The organism is Caulobacter segnis (assembly GCF_023935105.1).
GTDB classification, from domain to species: domain Bacteria; phylum Pseudomonadota; class Alphaproteobacteria; order Caulobacterales; family Caulobacteraceae; genus Caulobacter; species Caulobacter segnis_B.
This window is the reverse complement of record NZ_CP096040.1, coordinates 3,630,113-3,651,955: the sequence shown is the minus strand read 5'-3', so window position 1 is coordinate 3,651,955 and position 21,843 is coordinate 3,630,113. Positions and strand designations below refer to the sequence as shown.

Genomic DNA, 21,843 nt, shown 5'->3' with positions numbered 1-21,843 from the left:
ACCGACGCTCCTAAGCCGGGGGAGGGGCGTCCTCGACCGGCCCGAACACCTTCGTAAAGCTGGCGCGTAGCGCCGCGTCGGCCTCGTCGAGGGTTACGGGCAGCCCCAGGTCCACCAGGCTGGTCACGCCGTGCTCGGTCTGGCCGCAGGGCACGATGCCGGAGAAGTGCGACAGATCCGGCTCCACGTTCAAGCTGATGCCGTGGAAGCTGACCCACTTGCGCAGCTTCACGCCGATGGCGGCGATCTTGTCCTCGCGGCTCCAGCCCGGGCCCTTACGCTCGACCCAGACCCCGACGCGACCGTCGCGCAGCTCGCCGGTGACGTTGAAGGCGGCCAGGGCGTCGATAATCCAGGCCTCCAGCGTCGCGACGAAGGCGCGCACGTCGCGGCCGCGCCGGGTCAGGTCCAGCATCACATAGGCCACGCGCTGGCCGGGGCCGTGATAGGTGAACTGCCCGCCGCGCCCGCTCTCGAACACCGGGAAACGGTCGGGCTGGATCAGGTCGCCCGCCTTGGCCGAGACCCCGGCGGTGTAGAGGGGCGGGTGCTCCAGCAGCCAGACCAGCTCGCCCGCCGTCCCGTCGGCGATGGCGGCCGCGCGCGCCTCCATGGCGGCAACGGCTGCCGGGTAATCCACGTAGTGGGTCGAAACCGCCCACCCCACGGGCGCGGCGTCCTCGCGGCTCATGGTCGGAATCTCAGCGTTTTCAGCGTTTAACGGGAGCGCAAGCATACGGCCCTAATTTTGCAATCGAGACGTGGCGACCCGGTTGGTCGCGTGTCAGTTTCAGGGGCCTTACTTCGTGAGCCAGGTCAACGCCGTCAATGTCGAGATCTCCGTCCTTCTCGGGCGCTCGATCCTCCCCATGCAGCAACTGCTGCGCATGGGTCGTGGCGCGGTGATCCCGCTGGACGCCAAGACCAATGACGAGGTCTGGATCCTGGCCAACAACCATCCGATCGCCCGCGGCGAGATCCAGATCAGCGACGACCGCATCGCCATCCAGGTGACCCGCGCGGCCGACGTCTACGACTACATGGCGGGCGGGGCGTAATTGGTCGCAGGCCCGTTTCGCGCGTAGCGAAACTTCCGGCTTCCCAAATCCGATTCAGTTTGCTACCTGCCGCCCCTCACCACGATGCGGTCGTGGCGGAATTGGTAGACGCGCAGCGTTGAGGTCGCTGTATCGCAAGATGTGGAAGTTCGAGTCTTCTCGACCGCACCAGTGTTGAACACAGAATAGAGCGCTCCGGCGAAATCGGTTTCCGACTCGCTAGGGGCGCTCTAATCGTTTCAGGCCCTGATTTCGCCTCAGGGTCACTTCATCGGACGCAAGCGCTACAGCCGAAGATGGAAGCTGGTTTCGGCGCTTGTGGCGCGCAACCTTAGGAAAAGAGAGCCTGTTAGTAGTAACGGGCTCGGCAGCACGAACTCAGCGCTCCAAGAGCTCAGGAGGCCCCCATGACCCGGGACACCGCCGAACTGACCGACGACGTGCTGGACGACATCCCGCTGGCCAAATCAGAGACCCCCGAGGAGCTGGAAGACCTGGCCCTTGGCGAGGACTACGCCCTTAATCCCGAATACGTCGAAATGGTGATCGACGCCGCCGACAGCGGCGACGCCAAGCGCCTGCGCGAGCTGGTCGGAGCCTTGGAGCCGGCCGACGTCGCCGACCTGATGGGCTTCCTGACGGCCGACTACCGCGAGCAGGTGATCCCGCTGCTCGATCCCGAGGCCCTTGGCGAGATCATCTCGGAGATGGACGAGAATCTCCGCGAAGAGGTGCTGGAAGCCACGCCGTCGGTGACCCTGGCCCGCGCGCTGGAGGAACTGGACACCGACGACGCCGCCGACGTCATCGACGACCTGGACGACACCAAGCGCTTCCAGGTGCTGGCCGCCATGGGCGAGATCGACCGCGCCGCCATTGAGACGACGCTGTCGTACGAGGACGAGACCGCCGGCCGCCTGATGCAGCGCGAGTTCCTGGCCGCGCCGGAATTTTGGACCGTCGGCCAGACCATCGATCACGTGCGCGAGGCGGGCGAGACGCTGCCCGAGCTGTTCTTCGACGTCTATGTGGTCGATCCGACCTTCAAGCCGGTCGGCGCGATCCCCATCAGCATCCTGCTGCGCAGCCGCCGCGATACGCCGCTGACCGAGCTGATGGAGGCGGTCACCGAAATCCCGGTCGAGATGGACCAGGAAGAGGTCGCCTACATCTTCGACAAGTACCATCTGATCAGCGCCCCAGTGATCGAGCCGGGCGGCCGGCTGGTGGGCCAGATCACCGTCGACGACATCGTCGAGGTCATCCGCGACGAGGCGGAAGAAGACATCCTGGCCCTGGCCGGCGTGTCCGACGCTGGCCGTGACGCCTCGGTGGTCGAGATCGTCAGGTCGCGCCTGCCCTGGCTGATGCTGAACCTGGCCACCGCGACCGTGGCGGTCAGCGGCGTCGCCATCTTTCAGGCCGAGATCGCCCAGCTGGTGGCCCTGGCCATTCTGATGCCGATCGTCTCGTCGCTGGGCGGCAACGCCGGCACCCAGACCCTGGCCGTCGCCGTGCGCGCCCTGGCCAGCAAGGAGCTGACCACGGCCAACGCCCGCCGGATCGTGCTGCGCGAGCTGCTGGTGGGCCTGGTCAACGGCCTGTGCCTGGCCCTGGTGATGGGCACGGCGACCTATCTGTTCTTCGGACCCGCCGACCATCACGGCAAGCTGGCGATCATCGTCGGCTCGGCCCTGGTGGCCAACATCTTCACCGCGGCGGTCGGCGGCATCCTGGCGCCCCTGGCCCTGGAGAAGATGGGCCGAGACCCGGCGGTGTCGTCGTCGATCTTCGTGACCTTCCTGACCGACTTCACCGGTTTCTTCGCCGTCCTGCTGATCGCGTCACTGCTGCTGCATTGACGTTTTCGAGGCGTGGTAAGGGAAAACTGGCGCGGACCTTGCGCCGGGACAGGCGAACGCATCCGTGTCTGTTTCAAACTGGGTCAACTAGGCGATGAAACCGCGTCATCAGCTCTCCCGGGCCGCCGTCGATCTCATCAAGAGGTTCGAGGGCTACCGTCAGCACGCCGCGAGGCTGCCCGACGGACGCTGGACCGTCGGCTATGGCCACACCTTGACCGCGCGCGCCGGGGCGTCCGTCTCGGAAAAGGACGCCGAGGCGCTGCTGCTATACGACCTGATCTCGGTCGCCCACTCGGTCAACGAGCACACCTACGCGCCGCTGAACCAGAACCAGTTCGATGCGCTGGTCTGCTTCGCCTTCAACATCGGCCTTGAAAACTTCCTGCGTTCGGGGGTTTTGCGCCGGATCAACGAAGGCTCGCTGCTGCAAGCCGCGTGCGCGATGGAGATGTGGCGCAAGGCCGATTTCGAGGGCGAACGGATCGTCATCGACGCCCTGGTCCGCCGCCGTTCGGCCGAGAAGACCCTGTTCCTGACGCCGGCCAACGGCGAATGGGTGCCCGCGCCGAGCCCCGTGCTGCGCCCCAAGATCGACTATGACGCCAGCTGCGCCATCCCCAAGCAGACGCCGACCAGCGTCAATACGCGCACGGAGGGCGATCGGGTCGTCGCCGCGCGCGAGGAAGGCCTGCCGTTGAACATGGTTGTCCCGGAAGAGGACGCTCCGACCGCCACCGAACAGTCGGCCGCGCTGGTCAGCGCGCGCCTGGAGGCCATCCTGTCGGAGTCGCCGGTGATCCCGCGCCAGGACGAACTGGGTCTGCCCGAACCGCCGGTCCCGACCCAGTCGGCCGTGACGGATCCGGCGCCCACCACCAGGCCGCCGGTCGAACCCAAGCCCGCCGACACGCCTCGGGCGGACGCCCCGGTTGAACTGAAGCCGTTCCAGCTGACACCCACCCCGGCCAACGAGGGAGAGGGGGTGACGACCCAAGCTCCGGCGCCCAGCGAGCCGACCCTGTTCGACCCGGCCAACGGGGCGTCGCTGTTCAATCTCGGCGGCTTCTCGACCAGCGAAGAGGCCGGCCTGGACCAGGCGGACATGACGGCGGTGAAGGTCGAGCCGCCGCGCCTGGGCAACGCCAGTCTGTTGTGGATCCTGGGTATCCTGGGCCTGGCCTTGTTCGGCGGCGGCGTGCTGTGGATCCTGACCGTAGCCGCCGGCGCTGACCAGAACGTGAAGCTGTTCGGCTATGGCGCCAGCACGATCGGCGCGATCTGTTTCGTGGTTTCGGCCTATCTTCTGCTTCGGCGCCTGGCAGGGCCCGAGACACGCGGCAAGAAATAGTTCCTTTCTTTCCCTCGCGGAAGGTGAGCAAGAACGCCCGCGGGTCCCGGTGAATCGCGGGCGTTTGTGCTTTGGGAGGAGCCGCAACGATGAATTTCGCACCCTCGATGGATTTCGCTCTGGGCGAGACGGCCGACGCGATCCGCGAAACCACGGCCCGCTTCGCCGCCGACAAGATCGCGCCCCTGGCCGCCCAGATCGACGAGACCAATGAGTTCCCGCGCGGTCTGTGGGTCCCGATGGGCGACCTCGGTTTGCACGGCATCACGGTCGAGGAGGAATTCGGCGGCCTGGGCCTGGGCTATCTGGAACATGTGGTGGCGATGGAGGAGGTCTCCCGCGCCTCGGCCTCGGTGGGGCTCAGCTACGGCGCGCACTCGAACCTCTGCGTCAACCAGATCCGCCGCTGGGCCACGCCTGAGCAGAAGCAGCGCTACCTGCCCAAGCTGATCAGCGGCGAGCACGTCGGCTCGCTGGCCATGAGCGAGGCCGGTTCGGGTTCCGACGTGGTGTCGATGAAGCTGCGCGCCGAGCCGCGCGGCGACCGCTACGTCCTGAACGGCACGAAGTTCTGGATCACTAATGCGCCGCACGCCGACACCCTGGTGGTCTACGCCAAGACGGGCGAGGGCAGCCGGGGCATCACCGCCTTCATCGTCGAGAAGGGCATGAAGGGCTTCAGCGTCTCCAAGAAGCTGGACAAGATGGGCATGCGCGGGTCGGACACTGCCGAGCTGGTGTTTGAGGACTGCGAGATCCCGGAAGAGAACGTCATGGGCCCGGTGGGCGGCGGCGTCGGGGTGCTGATGAGCGGCCTGGACTACGAGCGCGCCGTGCTCTCGGCCGGACCGCTCGGCATCATGCAGGCGTGTCTCGATATCGTCCTGCCGTACGTGCGCGATCGCAAGCAGTTCGGCCAGGCGATCGGCTCGTTCCAGCTGATGCAGGGCAAGATCGCAGACATGTACGTGGCCCTGAACTCGGCCCGGGCCTATGTCTACGCCGTGGCGCGGGCCTGCGACGCGGGCAAGACCACGCGCTTCGACGCGGCCGGCGCGATCCTGATGGCCAGCGAGAACGCGGTGAAGGTGTCGCTGGAAGCCATCCAGGCTCTGGGCGGCGCGGGCTATACCAAGGAGTGGCCGGTCGAGCGCCTGCTGCGCGACGCCAAGCTCTATGATATCGGCGCGGGAACCAACGAGATCCGCCGCTTCCTGATCGGTCGCGAGCTGATCGGAGCTTGATGCGCCACCCCTCTGGGGCGCAATGAAAAAGGGCCGCTCCGATTGCTCGGAACGGCCCTCCATCGTCGTAGCCGCTTTCGCAGCCCGTGACTTAAAACCTTTGGCGTTCAACGCCTCAGGCGGAAACCTCGTTCTTAAGGCTCCAGGTCACGACTTGCGACCGCGGTTGGAGACAATGAGACACTGGTCACCTCCTTTCAGTTGGTTGAACAACACCGTCAGCATATGGGCCTGATCGCGCGAAAGAAAAGAGCAAACCGCGCGCGACGCGAAGTCGCACCCTGGGTGATCAGACCGTCAGCAGCTTGAGGCCCACCAGGATGGCCGCCCACAGAACAAGGGCCGCGCCGATCGCGAGCGGGCGGTTGAGGTTGATGCGACGAATACCGGGGACCGGCGCCGAAGGGCCGCTCGGTGCAAGATGAATGCGCGTGGGCATACCGCGTGAATCCTTCCCTAGTAGTCCCTCTGTCGGAGACCTGACATGGACCGTATGCTGAATCTTCGCCTATGAGAAGAATTCTTCACAATGGCGCCGGTTGCATCGGCGCGAATTGTCACGGGGGTTCGGATGGCCAGCTGGGATCCTGACGTCTACGCCCTCTACCGGGGGTATCGCGAGCGACCGGCGCTAGACCTGCTGACGGCCATTCCCCGCGATCTGGACCCTCGCGACATCTGGGACCTGGGCTGCGGCTTGGGCGAGCAGGCCGCCTTGCTGGCCGCGCTATATCCGGCGGCGCGGGTAAGGGGGCTGGATTCCAGTCCGCAGATGCTGGCGCGGGCCAAGGCCTTGCCGACGCGGGTCGAATGGGTTCTGGGCGACATCGCCAGCTTCACGCCCGACACGCCGGCCGACCTGATCTTCTCCAACGCCGCTCTGCAGTGGGTGGACGGCCATGCCGCCCTGATCCCGCGCCTGGCCAGCAGCCTGGCGCCCGGCGGCGTGCTGGCGATCCAGATGCCGGTCGTCGAGGGCTTAGGTTGGCGGGCCAGCCTGCTGGAGATCGCCGCCGAAGGGCCTTGGGCCAAGCGGCTCACGGGCGTGGAGGGTGTGCGCGCGGCCCACGATCCGGCCGACTACTACGCCTGGCTGGCGTCGCTGTTCCCTGTGATCGACATCTGGACGACGACTTATCTGCATGCCCTGCATGGCCAGGATCCGATCGTCGATTGGACCATGGGCACGACCCTGCGGCCCTATCTGGACGCCTTGCCGGACGACGAGAAGAAGCCTTTCCTGGACGCCTGGCGAGCGCGGCTGGCCGTCGAGCACCCGCGCCGCGAGGACGGGGTGACGCTGTTCCCGTTCAAGCGCCTGTTCATCGTGGCGCGCCGCGCGTGAGGTTCGCCCGCCGCTCCGCCAGGCTGGGCCGGCGGCGCAGCTCGGTGACCGGCGCGTGCAGCCCCTCCAGCACGAAGCTGGCGGCGAGGTAGCCGGCCTTTACCGCCGGCTCGAAGGCCCGCCAATCGCGGATGTCGACGCCTTCCAGCTTCGGCGTGATCAGCACGTCGGTGGCTTCGCGGGCGGCGGCCAGGTCGCGGCCGGTGGTCACGGTGGCCGCGCGCATCAGCAGGGCCACGATCGGGGGGCCCTTGCGCCACTCGCCCGACAGGATCCAGCTCCACAGCGAGGGCGGGGCGATGATATCGTCGCTGGTGATGCTACGGCCGCGCGTGACGTCGACGCCGACGATCGGCCCCAGCTGGAACGACCGCATCACGTCGGCCGGGAAGTTCTTCATCACCGCGCCGTCGACCAGCACCTGGCCCTTCTCGGTCGCGGGCGGCAGCACGCCGGGCAGCGAGATCGAGGCGCGCAGCGCCGTCTGCAGGTCGCCGGTGCGATGCAGCTGGTAGGCGCCCGAGGTCAGGTTCGACGAGACGCAGAAGAACGGCAGCCACAGGTCGCTGATGTCGACCGCGCCGAAATGCTCGTCCAGCCGCGCCTTGACCTTTTCGCCCCGGGTCATGGCGATCATCGGGAAGGCGATGTCGTCCAGGGGGCTGCTGTCGACGAAGGCCCGGCGAATGCGGTCCTCCAACTCGCCGTCGTCCCAGCCCATGGCGATGCCGGCGGCCACGATGCCGCCCATCGAGGCACCGCCGACGAAGTCGATCGGGATGCCGCGCTCGCGCAGCGCCTGGATCGCGCCGATATGGGCATAGGCCCGCGCGCCGCCGCCGGACAGCACCAGACCCACCGACTGGCCCGTCAGCACTCGCGCCAGCCTTTGCAGGTCGGCGACGCCGTTCTCACGCAGATGGAATAGCCGCGCGGCTTGGGTGGCCTCCATCCACGCCGCCGAGCCGGCAGGTCGCGCCAGGCTGGCGGACTGCAGCAGGATCAGGTCGACCAGGCGCTGGGCCTGCAGGGGCCCCGAGGCGTAGGTCGGCACGGTGGCCGGCGGGGGCCGCTCGCCGCGACCGACGCGGAACAGCCGATCGACCTGGCGGCCGACCACGTGCTTCCAGGCAGTCTCGTCGGCCTCGGCGACATAGAGGACGAAGTCGTGCTCGCGCTCGACATTGCTGAACCACTCGGTCGGGGCCAGCAGGGACTCGCCGCCCTCGACGGTGGCGGAGTAGCCCAGGCTCTCGATGCAGCGGGCCAAGCGCTCGACCACCGGGCGGATCGCCGCGCCGGGCTCGACGGCGATGAAGCCGAACACCGACGGATCGCCGATCGCAGCCTGGGTCTGGGCCTGGCGGGCGCGGCGGATCATCAGCCGCGACAGCTCCAGCATCACGGTTGGGTCTTCCTCGGCCGCCGCGAAGAAGTCGTCGCGGGGCAGGGCCAGGACCTCGCTGTCGCGCAAGGCCACCATGTTGGCCGAGTGGGTGGTGCCGCCGACCAGGGCCATCTCGCCGGCCGGCTCGCCCGGTCGGATGACGCCCAGGAACTGTGGCTCCTGGCCTTCTTCCTTGCGAAAGGCGCCCAGGCGTCCGGTCTTCAGGAAGTAGAGGTTGTCGGCGTCCTCGCCAGGCTCGAACAGCGTCGCCCCGCCGGGCAGGGAAAACCAGGTGGCCGCCCCGGTCCGTCGCTCACGGGCGAACAGGCGGGCCAGGGCCGAGTCGTCGGGCAGGGGCGTTTCCACGGCGCGGACGCTACCTTGATCGGGCAGGCTTGACCACGGGGGCGCGTTTGGGCGCAACTGTTGCTCCCGAAGCCGAAATGTCAGAGAACGGATTTGGCTCTGAATCTTTCGGTTCGGGGTCCAAAAAACTCCGACTTCCGGGCTAGGGTGGAAAAGGCTAAGCGTCGGTCATGCCGAAGTTGAACTCCGTTATCGACGCGTCCGGCGACGCCTTCACCCGCAACGCGGCTCACAACCGCGCCCTGGTCGACGAATTGCGCGCCAAGGTCGCCGAAGCGGCGCTTGGCGGCCCCGAGAGCGCCCGCGAACGCCACGCCGCGCGCGGCAAGCTGCTGCCGCGTCAGCGCGTCGAGCGCCTGCTTGATCCCGGCTCGCCCTTCCTGGAGATCGGCCAGCTGGCCGCCTGCGACCTCTACAACGGCGAGGCTCCAGGCGCGGGCATGATCTGCGGGATCGGCCGGGTCTCGGGCCGCGAGGTGATGATCGTGGCCAACGACGCCACGGTGAAGGGCGGCGCCTATTTCCCGATGACGGTGAAGAAGCACCTGCGCGCCCAGGAGATCGCCGCCCAGAACCGCTTGCCGTGCGTCTATCTGGTCGACAGCGGCGGGGCGAACCTGCCGCACCAGGCCGAGGTCTTCCCCGACCGCGACCACTTCGGTCGGATCTTCTTCAATCAGGCACGGATGAGCGCGGCGGGCATCGCTCAGATCGCCTGCGTCATGGGCTCGTGCACGGCCGGCGGGGCGTATGTTCCGGCGATGAGCGACGAGACCGTCATTGTCCGCAATCAGGGCACCATCTTCCTGGCCGGGCCGCCGCTGGTGAAGGCCGCGACCGGCGAGGTGATCAGCGCCGAGGAACTGGGCGGGGCCGAGACCCATGGCCGCCGCTCCGGCGTCGTCGACCACGTGGCCGATAACGACGAGCATGCGCTGGAGATCGTCCGCGCGATCGTCGCCAACCTCAACACCACCAAGCCCGAACCGCTGGTCATCGCCGAGGCCGAGCCGCCGCTGTACGATCCCGAGGAGATCTACGGTGTCGTCCCGACCGATGTCCGCGCGCCCTACGACGTGCGCGAGGTCATCGCCCGCATCGTCGACGGTTCGAAGTTCGACGAGTTCAAGGCCCTATACGGCACGACCCTGGTCTGCGGCTTCGCCCGCATTTGGGGCCAGCCCGTGGCGATCCTGGCCAACAACGGTGTTCTGTTCAGCGAGAGCGCCCTGAAGGGCGCGCACTTCATCGAGCTGGCCTGCAAGCGCAAGATCCCGCTGATCTTCCTGCAGAACATCTCGGGCTTCATGGTCGGCGGCAAGTACGAGGCCGGCGGCATCGCCAAGGACGGCGCCAAGCTGGTCACGGCCGTCGCCTCGGCCGAGGTTCCCAAGTTCACGGTCCTGATCGGCGGCAGCTTCGGGGCCGGCAATTACGGCATGTGCGGCCGCGCCTACTCACCGCGCTTCCTGTTCACTTGGCCCAACAGCCGCATCTCGGTGATGGGCGGTGAGCAGGCCGCCAGCGTGCTGGCCACCGTCCACCGCGACGCCGCCAAATGGACGCCCGAGGAGGCCGAGGCCTTCAAGGCGCCGATCCGCCAGCGCTACGAGGACGAGGGCAATCCCTACCACGCCACCGCGCGTCTCTGGGACGACGGGATCATTGATCCGGCGCAAACGCGCGACGTGCTGGGTCTCGCAATCTCGGCCAGTCTCAACGCGCCGATCCCCGAGACGACCTTCGGCGTTTTCCGGATGTAGCTTCAGGCCAAGAGAGGGCCCTCCCATGACCAACCCGATCGCCGACCCCATCGTCGAAGTGAACGACACTGACGCGATGAGCCCGCTCGTCCATATCGACAGCACCCCCGAAGGCGCGGTGACGATCTGGATCAACCGGCCCGACAAGAAGAACGCCTTCGACGCGGCGACCATCGCCGCCCTGCGCCAGGCCTTCGAGACGATGCACGGCGCCGAGGGCGTGCGGGTGGTGTTCCTGCGCGGCGTCGGCGGGGCGTTCAGCGCCGGCGCCGACCTGTCCTGGATGGCCGACGCGGTCGAATGGGACGAGGACGACAACCGCGAGGACGCTCTGGAACTGGCCCAAATGCTCAAGGCGCTGCATGACATCCCGGCCCTGACCGTGGCGCTGGTCGAGGGGCCAGCCTTCGGCGGCGGCGCGGGCCTGGTGGCCGCCTGTGACCACGCTCTGGCCCTGGCCGACGCCAAGTTCTCGTTCTCGGAGGTCAAGCTGGGCCTGACTCCGGCGACCATCAGCCCCTATGTGATCCAGGCCCTGGGTCCGCGCACGGCCAAGCTGCTGTTCGCCACCGGCCGGGTGCTCGACGCCGACGACGCCTGGGGCTACGGCCTGGTCGACGAGGTGTTCGAGGACGTCGCCGGCCTGGAAGTCGCCCGCGACGCCCTGATCGAAGAGATGCTGCCCTGCGCGCCCGGCGCGATCGGCGACGCCAAGGCCCTGGTCAACGACTTCGCTGGCCAGAAAATCGACAAGGGCCTGATCGAGGAGACCGCCAAGCGCATCGCTCGCCGCCGCGTGTCGGAAGAGGGGCAAGAAGGGGTGCGTGCCTTCATCGCCCGTCGTAAACCGTCCTGGGCTGAATGATTCAACCAGGGGAGGTGGGGCATGGTCGCAGGCGCGGATCTTGAAACGGCGGTGGCGGACTCGGCGGCGAGCTTCGTCGGGCCGAAGAAGAAGCCGTTCACCCACAAGGGCGACCCCTGCAAAAACTGCGGGACGCCGCTCGAGGGGTGGTACTGCTATTCCTGCGGCCAGAACGCCGACACCCATCACCGCTCGATCCTGCACCTGATCTGGGAGGCCATCGAGGGGATGTTCCACCTCGACGGTCGCCTGGCCAACACCCTGCCGCTGCTGTTCTTCCGGCCGGGCAAGCTGGCCAAGGACTACATGGAAGGCCGGATCGTGCGGCACGTGCCGCCGTTCCGCACCTTCCTGGTGGCCCTGCTACTGTTCATCTTCGCCGCCGAGCACGCCATCCATGGCATTCGCCACGAGCAGGAGCTCAAGGAGGAGAAGGAAGCGGCCGCCCTCGCCACGCCGCAGGGCCGCGAGGCCAAGGCCGACGAAATCCGCAAGGAAGCCGCCGCCGACCGCCAGGAGCGCCTTCAGAGCGCCGCTGCCGAGCGCGACGAGGGCCTGAAGGACGCGGACGCCGACAAGGCCAAGATCGCCGCCGACTACGCCGACGACGTCAAGACAGCCGAGGCGCGCTACGCCCAGAACATCGCCGAAGCCGATGCGCTGGAGAAGAACGCCAACGCCGGGGCCGAGGCCCAGGCCAGGCTCCACAGCCGCGGCGCCGATACGGCCGCTCAGATCCGACGCCTGGATTTCCAGAGCCCTGATAAGCTGGAGGCGGGCGCTAACAAGCTGGCCGAAGCTCAGATCGCCGGCCAGCACTTCAACATCGTCGGACCCGACGCCAAGACCAAGGCCGCGATCCAGGCTGAGGCTGCCAAGCCGGGCCATTCCGGCAAGTACTATAACGGCGGCTGGCTCAAGGAGCGCATCGCCAAGGCGATCGAGAACCCTGATTATTACGCCCTGGTGCTGTTCGGCTGGGCTCACCGCCTGGCGGTGCTGCTGCTGCCGATCATCGGCCTGAGCCTGGCCTTCGTTTACCTGAACAAGCGCCAGTACTTCATCTACGACCACCTGCTGGTGGCCACCAACCTGCTGTCGTTCTCGTTCCTGACCTGGGCCCTGGTGTTCGTTCTGCCAGGGGCGCTGGCCGCGCCCGCCCTGGCCATCGTGCTGCTCTGGACACCGATCAACCTCTTCCAGACGCTGCGCGGCGGCTATGGCTCCAGCGTCGTCGGCGCGCTGCTGAAGACGCTGATCGTCTGGTGGATGACGGTCATCGCCTTCGCGTCCCTGCTCATCGCCCTGATGGTCTTCACCCTTTCCCAGATGTAGGTCCGTTCGCTTGCTCTCCTCCGTCCTGATCGCCAATCGCGGCGAGATCGCCCGACGCATCATCCGCACCGCCCGCGAGTTGGGCGTGGCGACGATCGCCGTCTATTCGGAAGCCGACGCGAATGCCCCGTTCGTGCTGGAGGCCGACGCGGCGATCCTGATCGGTCCGGCGCCGGCCAAGGAGAGCTACCTGGATCCCAAGAAGATCCTGGCGGCCGCCAAGCAGATGGGGGCGGAGGCCATTCACCCCGGCTATGGCTTCCTGTCCGAGAACGCCGACTTCGCCCAGAGCGTCATCGACGCCGGACTGATCTGGATCGGCCCGCCGCCCTCGGCGATCCGGGCCATGGGCCTGAAGGACGCGGCCAAGAAGGTCATGATCGAGGCCGGCGTGCCCACGACGCCCGGTTATCTGGGCGAGGACCAGTCGGCCCAGCGTCTGGCCGCCGAAGCGCAGCAGATCGGCTATCCAGTGCTGATCAAGGCCGTGGCCGGCGGCGGCGGCAAGGGCATGCGCAAGGTGGACAAGCCCGAGGACTTCGAGGCCGCCCTGGGCTCGTGTCGCCGCGAGGCCGCCGCCAGCTTCGGCGACGACCGGGTGCTGCTGGAGAAGTACGTCACCCGTCCGCGCCATATCGAGGTGCAGGTGTTCGGCGACCAGCACGGCAACGTCGTCCACCTGTTCGAGCGCGACTGCTCGCTGCAGCGCCGCCACCAGAAGGTCATCGAGGAGGCCCCCGCGCCGGGCATGGACGAGGCGACGCGTGAGACCGTCTGTGCGGCCGCCGTGAAGGCCGCCCAGGCGGTGGGCTATGTCGGAGCCGGCACGGTCGAGTTCATCGCGGACGCCAGCGAGGGCCTGCGCGCCGACCGCATCTGGTTCATGGAGATGAACACCCGCCTGCAGGTCGAGCATCCGGTCACCGAGATGGTCACCGGCCAGGACCTGGTCGAGTGGCAGTTGCTGGTCGCCTCGGGCGAGCCCCTGCCACTGGAGCAGGACGAGATCACGTTGGACGGCTGGGCCATGGAGGCCCGCCTCTATGCCGAGAACCCCGCGACTGGCTTCCTGCCCTCGACGGGCAAGCTGAAGCATTTCCGCCTGCCCGAGGGCGACGTCCGCGTCGACAGCGCGGTGGAGGAGGGCGGCGAGGTCACCCCCTTTTACGATCCGATGATCGTCAAGCTGATCGCCCACGGCGCCGATCGCGAGGACGCCGCCCGGCGCTTGGCCGACGCCTGCGCCCTGGTCGAGGTCTGGCCTGTCAAGACCAACGCCGCCTTCCTGGCCAAGTGCGCCAGCCATCCGGATTTCGTCGACGGCGCGGTCGACACCGGCTTCATCGAGGCGCGCCTGGACGAGCTCACCGAGCGGTCCTTCACTGACGAGCCGGCCATGGCCGCGATCGGCTGGCGGCTGGACAGCTTCCTGGAAGCCGAGGCCCGTCGCGATCCGTGGGAGAGCGCGCCGTCCAAGCTCTTGGGCTTCCGGATGAACGCCGAGCGCGCGCCGATGCATCTGCCGATGTCGGCCGACGGCAAAGCCATGCCGCTGCGCGTCGCCCTGATCGGCGGCGGGACCGAGGACTGGTCGTGGGACATCCGTCACGAGAGCGGCGAGACCTTCGACGAGGTGACCCGCCTGCCGACCACCTACGGCAAGGGTCCGATCCAGGTGTTCGAGGGCGGCGACGTCCAGACCTTCGATTTCGAGGCCCAGGTAGGCGGCTTGGGCGAAGGCGCAGCGTCGGATGGCGCGATCTTGTCGCCGATGCCGGGCAAGATCGTCTCGGTCGCCGTGGAAGTCGGCCAAGCCGTCGGCAAGGGCCAGACCCTGCTGACCCTCGAGGCCATGAAGATGGAGCACGCCCTGTCCGCGCCTTTCGACGGCGTGGTCGCCGAACTGTCCGTCAGCGCCGGCGGCCAGGTCAGCGAGGGCGTAGTGCTGGCGCGGCTGGAGGCGCAGGCTTAACGGCCCGTCAAGCATAGTTCTTACAAGGAGGCTTGACCGCCGCGAATTGGATCGCCGATGGTCAGTCATCGCCGGTCTCCGGCCTCTCGCGGCCCAATCATTTTTGGAAATGATTAACCGCGAACCTTGGTCATTCTTTAGGGTAGATCCGCGAGAACGCCGCCCATCGGTATTGTTCGTCAGAACCAATAGGAACGGGTGGGTATGAAACTCTCGATCGCTTTCGCCGCGGGTCTCGCCGGCAGCTTCTTCGTCGCTCAGGCCGCTTCGGCCGCCGGTGGCTTCGAAGACCAGATGGGCCGTTGCTTGCAACAGTTCGCCAACACGCGCGACGCCGCTCAAGTCATGCTCGAGTGCAACGCCGCGGACGGCAAGCTGTCGGACTGCAAGGTCGTCGACAACAGCGCGGCCGGCAAGGGCTTCGACAAGGCCGCCATGTGCATCGCCGAGAAGCTGCCGATGGGCGCCAAGACCGGTTCGGTTAAGGTTCCCTTCCGCTTCCCGGGCGGCGCGTAAGCTTCTCCTAGCCTCAGCGCTATCCACGTAAGCCCCCGTCGGTCCGCCGGCGGGGGCTTTCGCGTTTCTGGGCTTCCGGACGCGACCAGGGTTGTTGCCTTGGCCCCGTCCCGCGCTATCTAGCGGCCATGGCGCTGCACATCATCAAGCTAGTCGTCGGCTGCGACACCGTCGAGGATCTCCTGGCCTGGCACACGGAAGGTCATCCGTGGGTCATGCACACCCGGATGACGCCCAAGCGGATCGACGAGGTCCTGGATGGCGGCTCGCTGTACCGGGTGTTCAAGGGCCAGATCCTGTGCCGCCAGAAGATCCTGGCCATCGACACCGTCGGCTCGGGCGCGGCCTCGCGCTGCGAGGTGACGGTCGATCCGCCGATCATTCGCGTCGCGCCGCAGCCGCGCCGCGCGTTCCAGGGCTGGCGTTATCTCAAGCCCGAGGACGCGCCGCCGGACCTCACCGAAAGCGAAGCCGCCGACCTGCCGCCGGACCTGGCGCGGCAACTGCGGGAAATCGGCGCCTGGTAACGATCACGACGTGTGTCGTTAGTGAACTGGCAACCGTGGCGGGTGTCACCTTGTCGCAGGGATAGCGGAGGGATGACGATGAAGGCCGGTTTCGCCGCCTTGGGCGTGGGGATGCTGTTCGTGGGCTTGATCGCCGGTCTGCTGATCGCCCTGAAACCCCTCTAGGTCCGCAGGCTAACCGACGGCCATGTTGTCGATCAGCCGCGTCTTGCCCAGCCACGCGGCGATCAGGATCCGGCCTTGGGCATCGCCGATCGGACCGGGACCCAGCCGCGACAGGTCGCTGGCTTCACGCACCTCGACATAGTCCACCTGACCAAAGCCGGCCGCCTGCAGGGCGGCCGTGGCCTTTTGTTCGGCCGCGTCGATCCGACCGCCGGCGGCGATCTCGGCGGCGGCGGCCTTCATGGCCGTGGGCAGGGCCACGGCGGCCGCGCGTTCCGGCGCCGACAGATAGGCGTTGCGCGACGAGAGGGCCAAGCCGTCCTCGGCGCGCGCCGTCGGGGCGCCGATGATCGCGATGGGGATATCCAGGTCGCGGGCCATGCGCTTGACCACCTGCAGCTGCTGGTAGTCCTTCTCGCCGAACACGGCGACATCGGCCTGGCTCTGGTTGAACAGCTTGGCCACCACGGTCGCCACCCCGCCGAAGAACTGCGGCCGCGCCGCGCCTTCCAGCGGTTCGGAGACGCCCGACACCGACACCGCTGAGGCGAAGCCGGGCGCGTACATCTCGGCGCCGTTCGGGGCGAACAGCAGGTCGCAGCCGACCGAGGCCAGTTTCTCGACGTCGGCGGCCTCGCCGCGCGGATAGGCGTCGAAGTCCTCGTGCGGCGCGAACTGCTTGGGATTGACGAAGATGGTGGCGACGACCCGGTCCGCGTTCTGGCGGGCGATGCGGATCAGCGAAAGGTGGCCCTCGTGCAGGGCGCCCATCGTCGGGACCAAGGCCACGCGCTGGCCGGCCGTCTTCCAGGCGCGCACGTGCGCGCGCATCTCGGCGACGGTGCGGACGATGATCGGGCTGCTCATGCTCTGAAGGGCTCCACGCGGACAGGCGTGGCTTATGACCCCGGCGCGGCGCCGGGTCCACCATCCCGCGCGGGAAACCCGCTTTCGGGGTGCGACAATTATGCCTGTGGATTGAGACGGTTGACCCGGTGGGGCGGCGGTAACATCGTGTTAACCTTCAGTCCAAGGTCGTGCGAGTCGCGACGCATCGAGGATCGAGCCATGGCCGAAACGCGCGTCATCGTCGTCGGCAACGAAAAGGGTGGTGCGGGCAAGTCCACCATCGCCGTCCACCTCGCGACCGCGCTGCTGTACGGTGGCGCCAAGGTCGCCGTGCTCGACCTGGACCTGCGCCAGCGCACCTCGGGTCGGTTCTTCGAGAACCGTGTCGCCTGGACGGCCAGCAAGAAGCTGGATCTGCCCATGCCGCTGTCGCTGACCCTCAGCGACAACGACATCGCCCTGGCCGAGAAGTCGGAGGAGGAGCAGGTCGCCGGTTTCGAGGCCGCCTTCGCCAAGGCGGCCGAGGACTGCGACTTCATCCTGATCGACACCCCCGGCGGCGACAGCGCCATCACCCGCCTGGCCCACGGCCGAGCGGATCTGGTCGTGACGCCGATGAACGACAGCTTCGTCGACTTCGACATGCTGGGCACCGTGGATCCGGTGACCCTGGAGCTGACCAAGCCCAGCCTGTACTCGCTGACCGTCTGGGAAGGCCGCAAGCAGCGGGCCCTGTCTGGCCAGCGCCAGGCGATGGATTGGGTCGTGCTACGCAATCGATTGGCCACCACCGAGGCCCGTAACCGCAAGCGCCTGGAGGACCGTCTGACGGCCCTGGCCAAGCGCGTCGGCTTCCGCATCGGCCCCGGCCTGCGCGACCGCGTCATCTATCGCGAGCTGTTCCCGTTCGGCCTGACCATCGCCGACCTGTCGCCGCAGGTGCGCCCGGTGCCGGTGTCGCTGCAGCACCTGGCCGCGCGCCAGGAACTGCGCGCCCTGATGCACAGCCTGGGCCTGGCGGCCTATTCGGGCGAGACCCTGCTGGCGGCGCAGTAAGCCAACGTCTACATGGTTGAGAGCGGGCGGGAACGCGTTGGGCGAAAGTGCTCGCGGTTTCGCCCCCTAAACGCGCTCCAATGTTCGGATCTAAAGCCTGCTCAGGCAGGCTTTAGGGGCGACCCTGCCGCCCGTTTTCGTGTTTGGAGTTCCGATGCTGTACCTGCTGCTGGGCGCGGCCATCCTCGTCTTCCTGCTGTGGCCTCGTGGCCGAACCCTGCTGAAGGGCGACGGCTGGCGGGTAGGGGCGGGGGCGGCCTCGATCGCCGCCTTCGCGGCGGCGGCCTACGCCACGATCCGCGGATCGTGGGGCACGGGGATCGTGCTGGGCGTCATCGCGCTGTGGAGCGTCACCGAGGCGCGCCGCCGTCCAGTCATCCGCCGCGAGATGGTCCAGCCGCCCAAGCCGGAACTCAGCCTATCGGAAGCTCGCGCCATCCTGGGCGTTGGCCCCGAGGCCACCCTGGCCGAGGTCAAGGCGGCCTATACGCGCCTGATCCAGCTGGCCCATCCCGACAAGGGCGGCACGCAAGGGCTGGCCGCCCAGCTCAACGCCGCGCGCGATCGTTTGATCAAGCGGCGCAGCTGAGATAGGAGAAGGGCATGATCAATCGCGAACGCTTCTGGCGCCGCCGCTCGTCGGGCCAAACCTGCTCGGTATGACGTCCTGAACCGAGTTCAGGCGAGCCGCCGTCGCGGCTCTATAGCGTCATTCAGTTCGGACTAGATCACCCCATGACCACCCAAGACACCGACCGCGCCGCCGAATGGGCCGCGCGCTTCAGCGACCGCATGAGCCGCGTCCGCGCCAGCGAGATCCGCGAGCTGCTCAAGCTGCTGGACCAGCCCGACATCCTGTCGTTCGCCGGCGGCATCCCCGATCCTGGCCTGTTCCCGGCCGAGCAGATCCAGGCCGGTTACGACGCCATTCTGGCCGATCCGGCCCTGTCACGGCAGGCGCTGCAATATTCGGTCAGCGAAGGCTATCTACCGCTGCGCCAGTGGATCGCCGAGCGGATGAGCCGCGACGGCATGCCGTGCGAGCCGCACAACATCATGCTGACCGCCGGCTCGCAGCAGGCGCTGGACCTGGTCGGCAAGCTGTTCATCAGCCCCGGCGACACGGTCGTGGTGGCGCGACCGACCTATCTGGGCGCGCTGCAGGCCTTCAACGGCTACGAGCCCGCCTATCGCGACCTGCCGGAGGATGCGCTGCGGGATCCGGCGGCCGCCGACCTTCCGCACGGCGCGCTGGGCTATTTCGTGCCCGACTTCGCCAATCCGACCGGCGTTAGCCTGACCCTGGAGGAGCGCCAGGCCGTGCTGGCCCTGGCCGACCGTCTGGACATGACCCTGGTCGAGGATGCGGCCTATCGCGAACTGCGGTTCGTGGGCGAGACGACGCCGACCCTGCTGTCGCTGGACATCGCCCGCTCGGGCGGCATCGACAACGCCCGCACCCTGTTCCTGGGCACCCTGTCCAAGACCCTGTCGCCGGCCCTGCGCATCGGCTGGGTCTGCGGGCCCAAGGCGGTGATCGAGAAGTTGGTCCTGCTGAAGCAAGGCGCTGACCTGCACGTCTCGACGATCAACCAGATGGTCGCCCACCGCGCCGTCTCGGAAGGCTATGACCAGCACCTGCACCGTCTGCGTGGCGCCTATGGCCACAAGGCGCGGGTGATCCTGGCGGCGCTGGAGCGGAGCATGCCCAAGGGCGTGACCTGGTCGCATCCGGAAGGCGGCATGTTCGTCTGGGTCGACCTGCCGGAAGGGATTGATGGCGCGGCGCTGTTGGCGCGGGCCATCGCCGAGGAGCGCGTGGCCTTCGTGCCCGGCGCGCCGTTCTTCGCCGAGGTCCAGACGCCCAACGCCATCCGCCTCAGCTACTCGCTGCCCACCGACGAGCAGATCGAGGAAGGCGTGGCGCGAATGGCGCGGCTGATCTCGAAAGTGATCTCGGAAGCCTAGTCTCACCGCCGTCTCCCCGGCGAAAGCCGGGGCCCGGGCTCATCCTGAGCGTCAACCGTGAATGCGAAAGGGCGCCGAGCCTAGCCGCTCGGCGCCCTTGGTTCGATCTGGGGCCCGGCTTTCGCCGGGGAGGCGGTGTTTAGGGCTGGAGCACCATGCAGGGCACGCGCTTGGCCTTCAGGGCCGAGCAGGCGCTACGGGCGGCGTCAGAGGTCATGCCCTGGAACTGGGCGCGGAACGTGCCGCCGGCGCCTTCCACGGCGGCCTCGGCCTCGGCCACGACCTTGGCGAAGCGACCGCGCACCAGCTTCAGCTGATCGTTGGCCAGCGACTTGGACTTGAAGGCGCCGACCTGCACGCCCCATTCGCCCTTCGCCTTCTTGGCGGCAGGCTTGGCCTTGGCGGCTTCCTGGGCGCCGCGCATCGTCGGCGAGACCTTCACCGGGCCCGGATTGCGCGGGTTCTCGGTCAGGACGATGCGCAGGCCGGCCTGGTCGCCGTCGCCTTGCTCGACCGACGGACGCTCGATCGGGCCCGAGGGATCGTCCTCGTAAATATTGGCGGCGATCGAGGTGCGCTCGCCGCGCGAACGACGCTTCATCACGTCGAAGCCGGTCAGCAGCAGGTCTTCCATGTTGTTGTCGCGCCAGGCGGTCGACGGGCCGCCCAGGACCACGGCGATCAAGCGACGGCCGTCACGCACGGCCGAGCCCGCTAGGTTGAAGCCCGATGCGTTGGTGTAGCCGGTCTTCAGGCCGTCGAACCCTTCCATGCTGTCCAGCAGGCGGTTGTGGCCCTTGATGTAGTTGCCCCGGAAGGTGAAGCCCTTCACCGAGAAGTAGCTGTAGTACTGCGGGAAGTCGCGCATGGCGGCGCGCGACAGGATGGCCAGGTCGCGGGCCGTTGAGATCTGGCGGCTGTCGGGCAGGCCCGAGGCGTTCACGAAGCGGCTGTTGCGCATGCCCAGCTCCTGACCGCGCAGGGTCATCAGGGCGGCGAATCGCGACTCGCTGCCGGCGAGTCGCTCGGCCATGGCCACGGCGACGTCGTTGGCGGACTTGACCGTCATGGACTTGATGGCCTCGTCGACACTCATGCTGTCGCCGGGGCGCAGGCCGATCTTGGTCGGGGCCTGGGCCGCCGCGCGGGGCGACATGACGACCCGGTCGGTCAGTTTCAGCCGGCCTTCGCTGAGCGCCTCGAAGGTCAGGTACAGGGTCATCACCTTGGTGACCGAGGCGGGGTAGCGAGGGCTGTCGGCCCTTTTGTCGTAAAGGACTTCGCCCGAATTGGCGTCGATGACGATCGCCGCGTACTTCGGCTCCGAGGCGTTCAGCTGCAGATAGGGTATGGCGGCCGAGGCGGTGGTCGGGGCGAGCGCGCCGACCATGCAAGACAGCGCCAGGCCGGCTGCGGCGAGGAAGGAGCGGGCGGAAATAAGCTTGGCGAACATCGGGCAGCGTCCGTCATTTTGAACTGGGAAGCGGCTGGCGCCGCCACACGCGTGACCCGTAGCATGATGGAAGACGCCTTTCGCTAAAGTAAACAACTGGTGAGCGATCTTGCCGCAGGCGTGAAAAAATCGGGGGCGTGCTTCCAATGCTGCAGCTTGCTGGCTGATTCCGTTGCGTCATGGTGCGCTGCACAAAATTGTTGACTGCTGCACTGCAACATGAGAGAACCGCGGTGTCCCAAGCGCAGATGGGCGAGCTGCGGCTCGTTCTCCGCCCCGCCGTCTTCTTCCTCCCCAGGAGAGCCCCAATGGCCGCCGCCGAAACCGTCAAGACCACCGTCGAGCAATTCACGACCGCCTCGAACCAAGCGTTCAAGGACGGCGTCGAGAAGTCCCTGGCCGCCCTGGCCGAAGCCAACACCCACTCGAAGAAGAACCTGGAAGCCGTCGTCGCCTCGGTGACCGCCGCCACCAAGGGCGCCGAAGCCCTGGGCGCCCAGACCTTTGCCTACGGCAAGAAGGCCGCGGAAGATCAAGTCGCCGCCGCAAAGTCGCTGGCCGCCGCCAAGAGCGTCCAGGAAGCCGTCGAACTGCAGACCGCCTGGGCCAAGTCGGCCCTGGAAGCCTACATCGCCCAGGTCAGCAAGGCCTCGGAGATCGTCTCGGCCTCGATCAAGGACTCGGTGAAGCCGCTGAACGAACGCGTCAGCGCCGCCGTCGAGAAGTTCCAAGCCGCTCGCTAAGAGCCGCTTCGGGTTTTA

At 67.6% G+C, this 21,843-nt stretch carries 22 protein-coding genes, 1 tRNA gene and 1 pseudogene; 18 read left to right on the top strand and 6 right to left on the bottom strand.

The annotated features are described in order from the left end of the window. Positions 1-10: 10 nt before the first annotated feature. On the bottom strand, positions 11-736 hold the full coding sequence (lipB, locus tag MZV50_RS17045; RefSeq protein ID WP_252630492.1) for a lipoyl(octanoyl) transferase LipB: 726 nt from the start codon (positions 734-736) through the stop codon (positions 11-13). Positions 737-761: 25 nt separating this feature from the next. On the opposite strand from lipB, the gene MZV50_RS17040 reads away from it, so the two are divergent. The 5 genes from MZV50_RS17040 to MZV50_RS17020 all read left to right on the top strand — a co-directional run bounded on the left by MZV50_RS17040 (position 762) and on the right by MZV50_RS17020 (position 5,515). Then, the gene (locus MZV50_RS17040; RefSeq protein ID WP_252630490.1) at positions 762-1,058 is read left to right on the top strand and encodes a FliM/FliN family flagellar motor switch protein; all 297 of its coding nucleotides are present in this window, start codon (positions 762-764) and stop codon (positions 1,056-1,058) included. Between the two features lie 86 nt (positions 1,059-1,144). Then, a tRNA-Leu gene (locus MZV50_RS17035) sits at positions 1,145-1,229 on the top strand. A 236-nt stretch (positions 1,230-1,465) separates the two neighbouring features. Next, positions 1,466-2,920, top strand: a complete 1,455-nt coding sequence (mgtE, locus tag MZV50_RS17030) for a magnesium transporter (RefSeq protein ID WP_252630489.1) — start codon at positions 1,466-1,468, stop codon at positions 2,918-2,920. A 94-nt stretch (positions 2,921-3,014) separates the two neighbouring features. Beyond that, the gene (gene spmX, locus MZV50_RS17025) at positions 3,015-4,271 is read left to right on the top strand and encodes a lysozyme-family localization factor SpmX (protein ID WP_252630488.1); all 1,257 of its coding nucleotides are present in this window, start codon (positions 3,015-3,017) and stop codon (positions 4,269-4,271) included. An 89-nt stretch (positions 4,272-4,360) separates the two neighbouring features. Beyond that, complete coding sequence (locus tag MZV50_RS17020; RefSeq protein WP_252630487.1) at positions 4,361-5,515, top strand: isovaleryl-CoA dehydrogenase; 1,155 nt, start codon at positions 4,361-4,363, stop codon at positions 5,513-5,515. A 115-nt stretch (positions 5,516-5,630) separates the two neighbouring features. Here MZV50_RS17020 and MZV50_RS17015 read toward each other — a convergent pair. Next, a pseudogene (locus MZV50_RS17015) lies at positions 5,631-5,716 on the bottom strand (hypothetical protein). A gap of 88 nt (positions 5,717-5,804) precedes the next feature. Further along, on the bottom strand, positions 5,805-5,954 hold the full coding sequence (locus MZV50_RS17010; protein ID WP_252630485.1) for a hypothetical protein: 150 nt from the start codon (positions 5,952-5,954) through the stop codon (positions 5,805-5,807). A gap of 132 nt (positions 5,955-6,086) precedes the next feature. Between MZV50_RS17010 and MZV50_RS17005 the strand changes: the two genes are divergently transcribed. Beyond that, entirely contained in the window at positions 6,087-6,860 is a 774-nt protein-coding gene (locus MZV50_RS17005) for a methyltransferase domain-containing protein (RefSeq protein WP_252630484.1), read from the top strand. Here the strand turns inward: MZV50_RS17005 and MZV50_RS17000 are convergent. Continuing rightward, positions 6,838-8,613, bottom strand: coding sequence for a patatin-like phospholipase family protein (locus tag MZV50_RS17000; protein WP_252630483.1), 1,776 nt, complete (start codon positions 8,611-8,613; stop codon positions 6,838-6,840). The genes MZV50_RS17005 and MZV50_RS17000 overlap by 23 nt on opposite strands. Positions 8,614-8,783: 170 nt before the next feature. Here MZV50_RS17000 and MZV50_RS16995 point away from each other — a divergent pair, with 170 nt between their 5' ends. The 7 genes from MZV50_RS16995 to MZV50_RS26740 all read left to right on the top strand — a co-directional run bounded on the left by MZV50_RS16995 (position 8,784) and on the right by MZV50_RS26740 (position 15,756). Continuing rightward, complete coding sequence (locus tag MZV50_RS16995; protein ID WP_252630482.1) at positions 8,784-10,376, top strand: carboxyl transferase domain-containing protein; 1,593 nt, start codon at positions 8,784-8,786, stop codon at positions 10,374-10,376. A gap of 25 nt (positions 10,377-10,401) precedes the next feature. Then, complete coding sequence (locus tag MZV50_RS16990; RefSeq protein WP_252630481.1) at positions 10,402-11,241, top strand: enoyl-CoA hydratase-related protein; 840 nt, start codon at positions 10,402-10,404, stop codon at positions 11,239-11,241. 21 nt (positions 11,242-11,262) lie between these two features. Further along, positions 11,263-12,576 carry a DUF3667 domain-containing protein gene (locus tag MZV50_RS16985; RefSeq protein ID WP_252630480.1) on the top strand — a complete coding sequence of 438 codons (1,314 nt, stop codon included), beginning with the start codon at positions 11,263-11,265 and terminating at the stop codon, positions 12,574-12,576. 10 nt (positions 12,577-12,586) lie between these two features. Next, positions 12,587-14,548, top strand: a complete 1,962-nt coding sequence (locus MZV50_RS16980; RefSeq protein ID WP_252630479.1) for an acetyl/propionyl/methylcrotonyl-CoA carboxylase subunit alpha — start codon at positions 12,587-12,589, stop codon at positions 14,546-14,548. A 204-nt stretch (positions 14,549-14,752) separates the two neighbouring features. Continuing rightward, positions 14,753-15,064, top strand: coding sequence for an energy transducer TonB (locus tag MZV50_RS16975; protein ID WP_223390649.1), 312 nt, complete (start codon positions 14,753-14,755; stop codon positions 15,062-15,064). Positions 15,065-15,192: 128 nt separating this feature from the next. Continuing rightward, positions 15,193-15,591 (top strand): DUF1489 family protein, encoded by a 399-nt coding sequence (locus tag MZV50_RS16970; RefSeq protein ID WP_252630478.1) that lies wholly within the window; start codon positions 15,193-15,195, stop codon positions 15,589-15,591. Positions 15,592-15,669: 78 nt separating this feature from the next. Further along, a complete protein-coding gene (locus MZV50_RS26740; protein ID WP_436792228.1) occupies positions 15,670-15,756 on the top strand; it encodes a hypothetical protein in 87 nt (28 codons plus the stop codon). 9 nt (positions 15,757-15,765) lie between these two features. Here the strand turns inward: MZV50_RS26740 and panC are convergent, their stop codons facing one another. Beyond that, positions 15,766-16,623, bottom strand: a complete 858-nt coding sequence (gene panC, locus MZV50_RS16965; RefSeq protein WP_252630476.1) for a pantoate--beta-alanine ligase — start codon at positions 16,621-16,623, stop codon at positions 15,766-15,768. Positions 16,624-16,824: 201 nt separating this feature from the next. On the opposite strand from panC, the gene mipZ reads away from it, so the two are divergent. From mipZ to MZV50_RS16945, 4 genes are all read left to right on the top strand, one after another. Further along, entirely contained in the window at positions 16,825-17,661 is an 837-nt protein-coding gene (gene mipZ / locus MZV50_RS16960; protein WP_252630475.1) for a division plane-positioning ATPase MipZ, read from the top strand. Positions 17,662-17,815: 154 nt separating this feature from the next. After that, on the top strand, positions 17,816-18,250 hold the full coding sequence (locus MZV50_RS16955; protein ID WP_252630474.1) for a J domain-containing protein: 435 nt from the start codon (positions 17,816-17,818) through the stop codon (positions 18,248-18,250). A 14-nt stretch (positions 18,251-18,264) separates the two neighbouring features. Then, on the top strand, positions 18,265-18,324 hold the full coding sequence (locus tag MZV50_RS16950) for a hypothetical protein (RefSeq protein ID WP_024265769.1): 60 nt from the start codon (positions 18,265-18,267) through the stop codon (positions 18,322-18,324). 72 nt (positions 18,325-18,396) lie between these two features. Then, positions 18,397-19,629, top strand: coding sequence for an aminotransferase-like domain-containing protein (locus MZV50_RS16945; protein WP_252630473.1), 1,233 nt, complete (start codon positions 18,397-18,399; stop codon positions 19,627-19,629). 139 nt (positions 19,630-19,768) lie between these two features. Here the strand turns inward: MZV50_RS16945 and MZV50_RS16940 are convergent, their stop codons facing one another. Next, complete coding sequence (locus MZV50_RS16940) at positions 19,769-21,082, bottom strand: D-alanyl-D-alanine carboxypeptidase family protein (protein ID WP_252630472.1); 1,314 nt, start codon at positions 21,080-21,082, stop codon at positions 19,769-19,771. 308 nt (positions 21,083-21,390) lie between these two features. Here MZV50_RS16940 and MZV50_RS16935 point away from each other — a divergent pair, with 308 nt between their 5' ends. Continuing rightward, positions 21,391-21,825, top strand: coding sequence for a phasin family protein (locus MZV50_RS16935; RefSeq protein WP_252630471.1), 435 nt, complete (start codon positions 21,391-21,393; stop codon positions 21,823-21,825). The last annotated feature ends 18 nt before the right edge of the window (positions 21,826-21,843 follow it).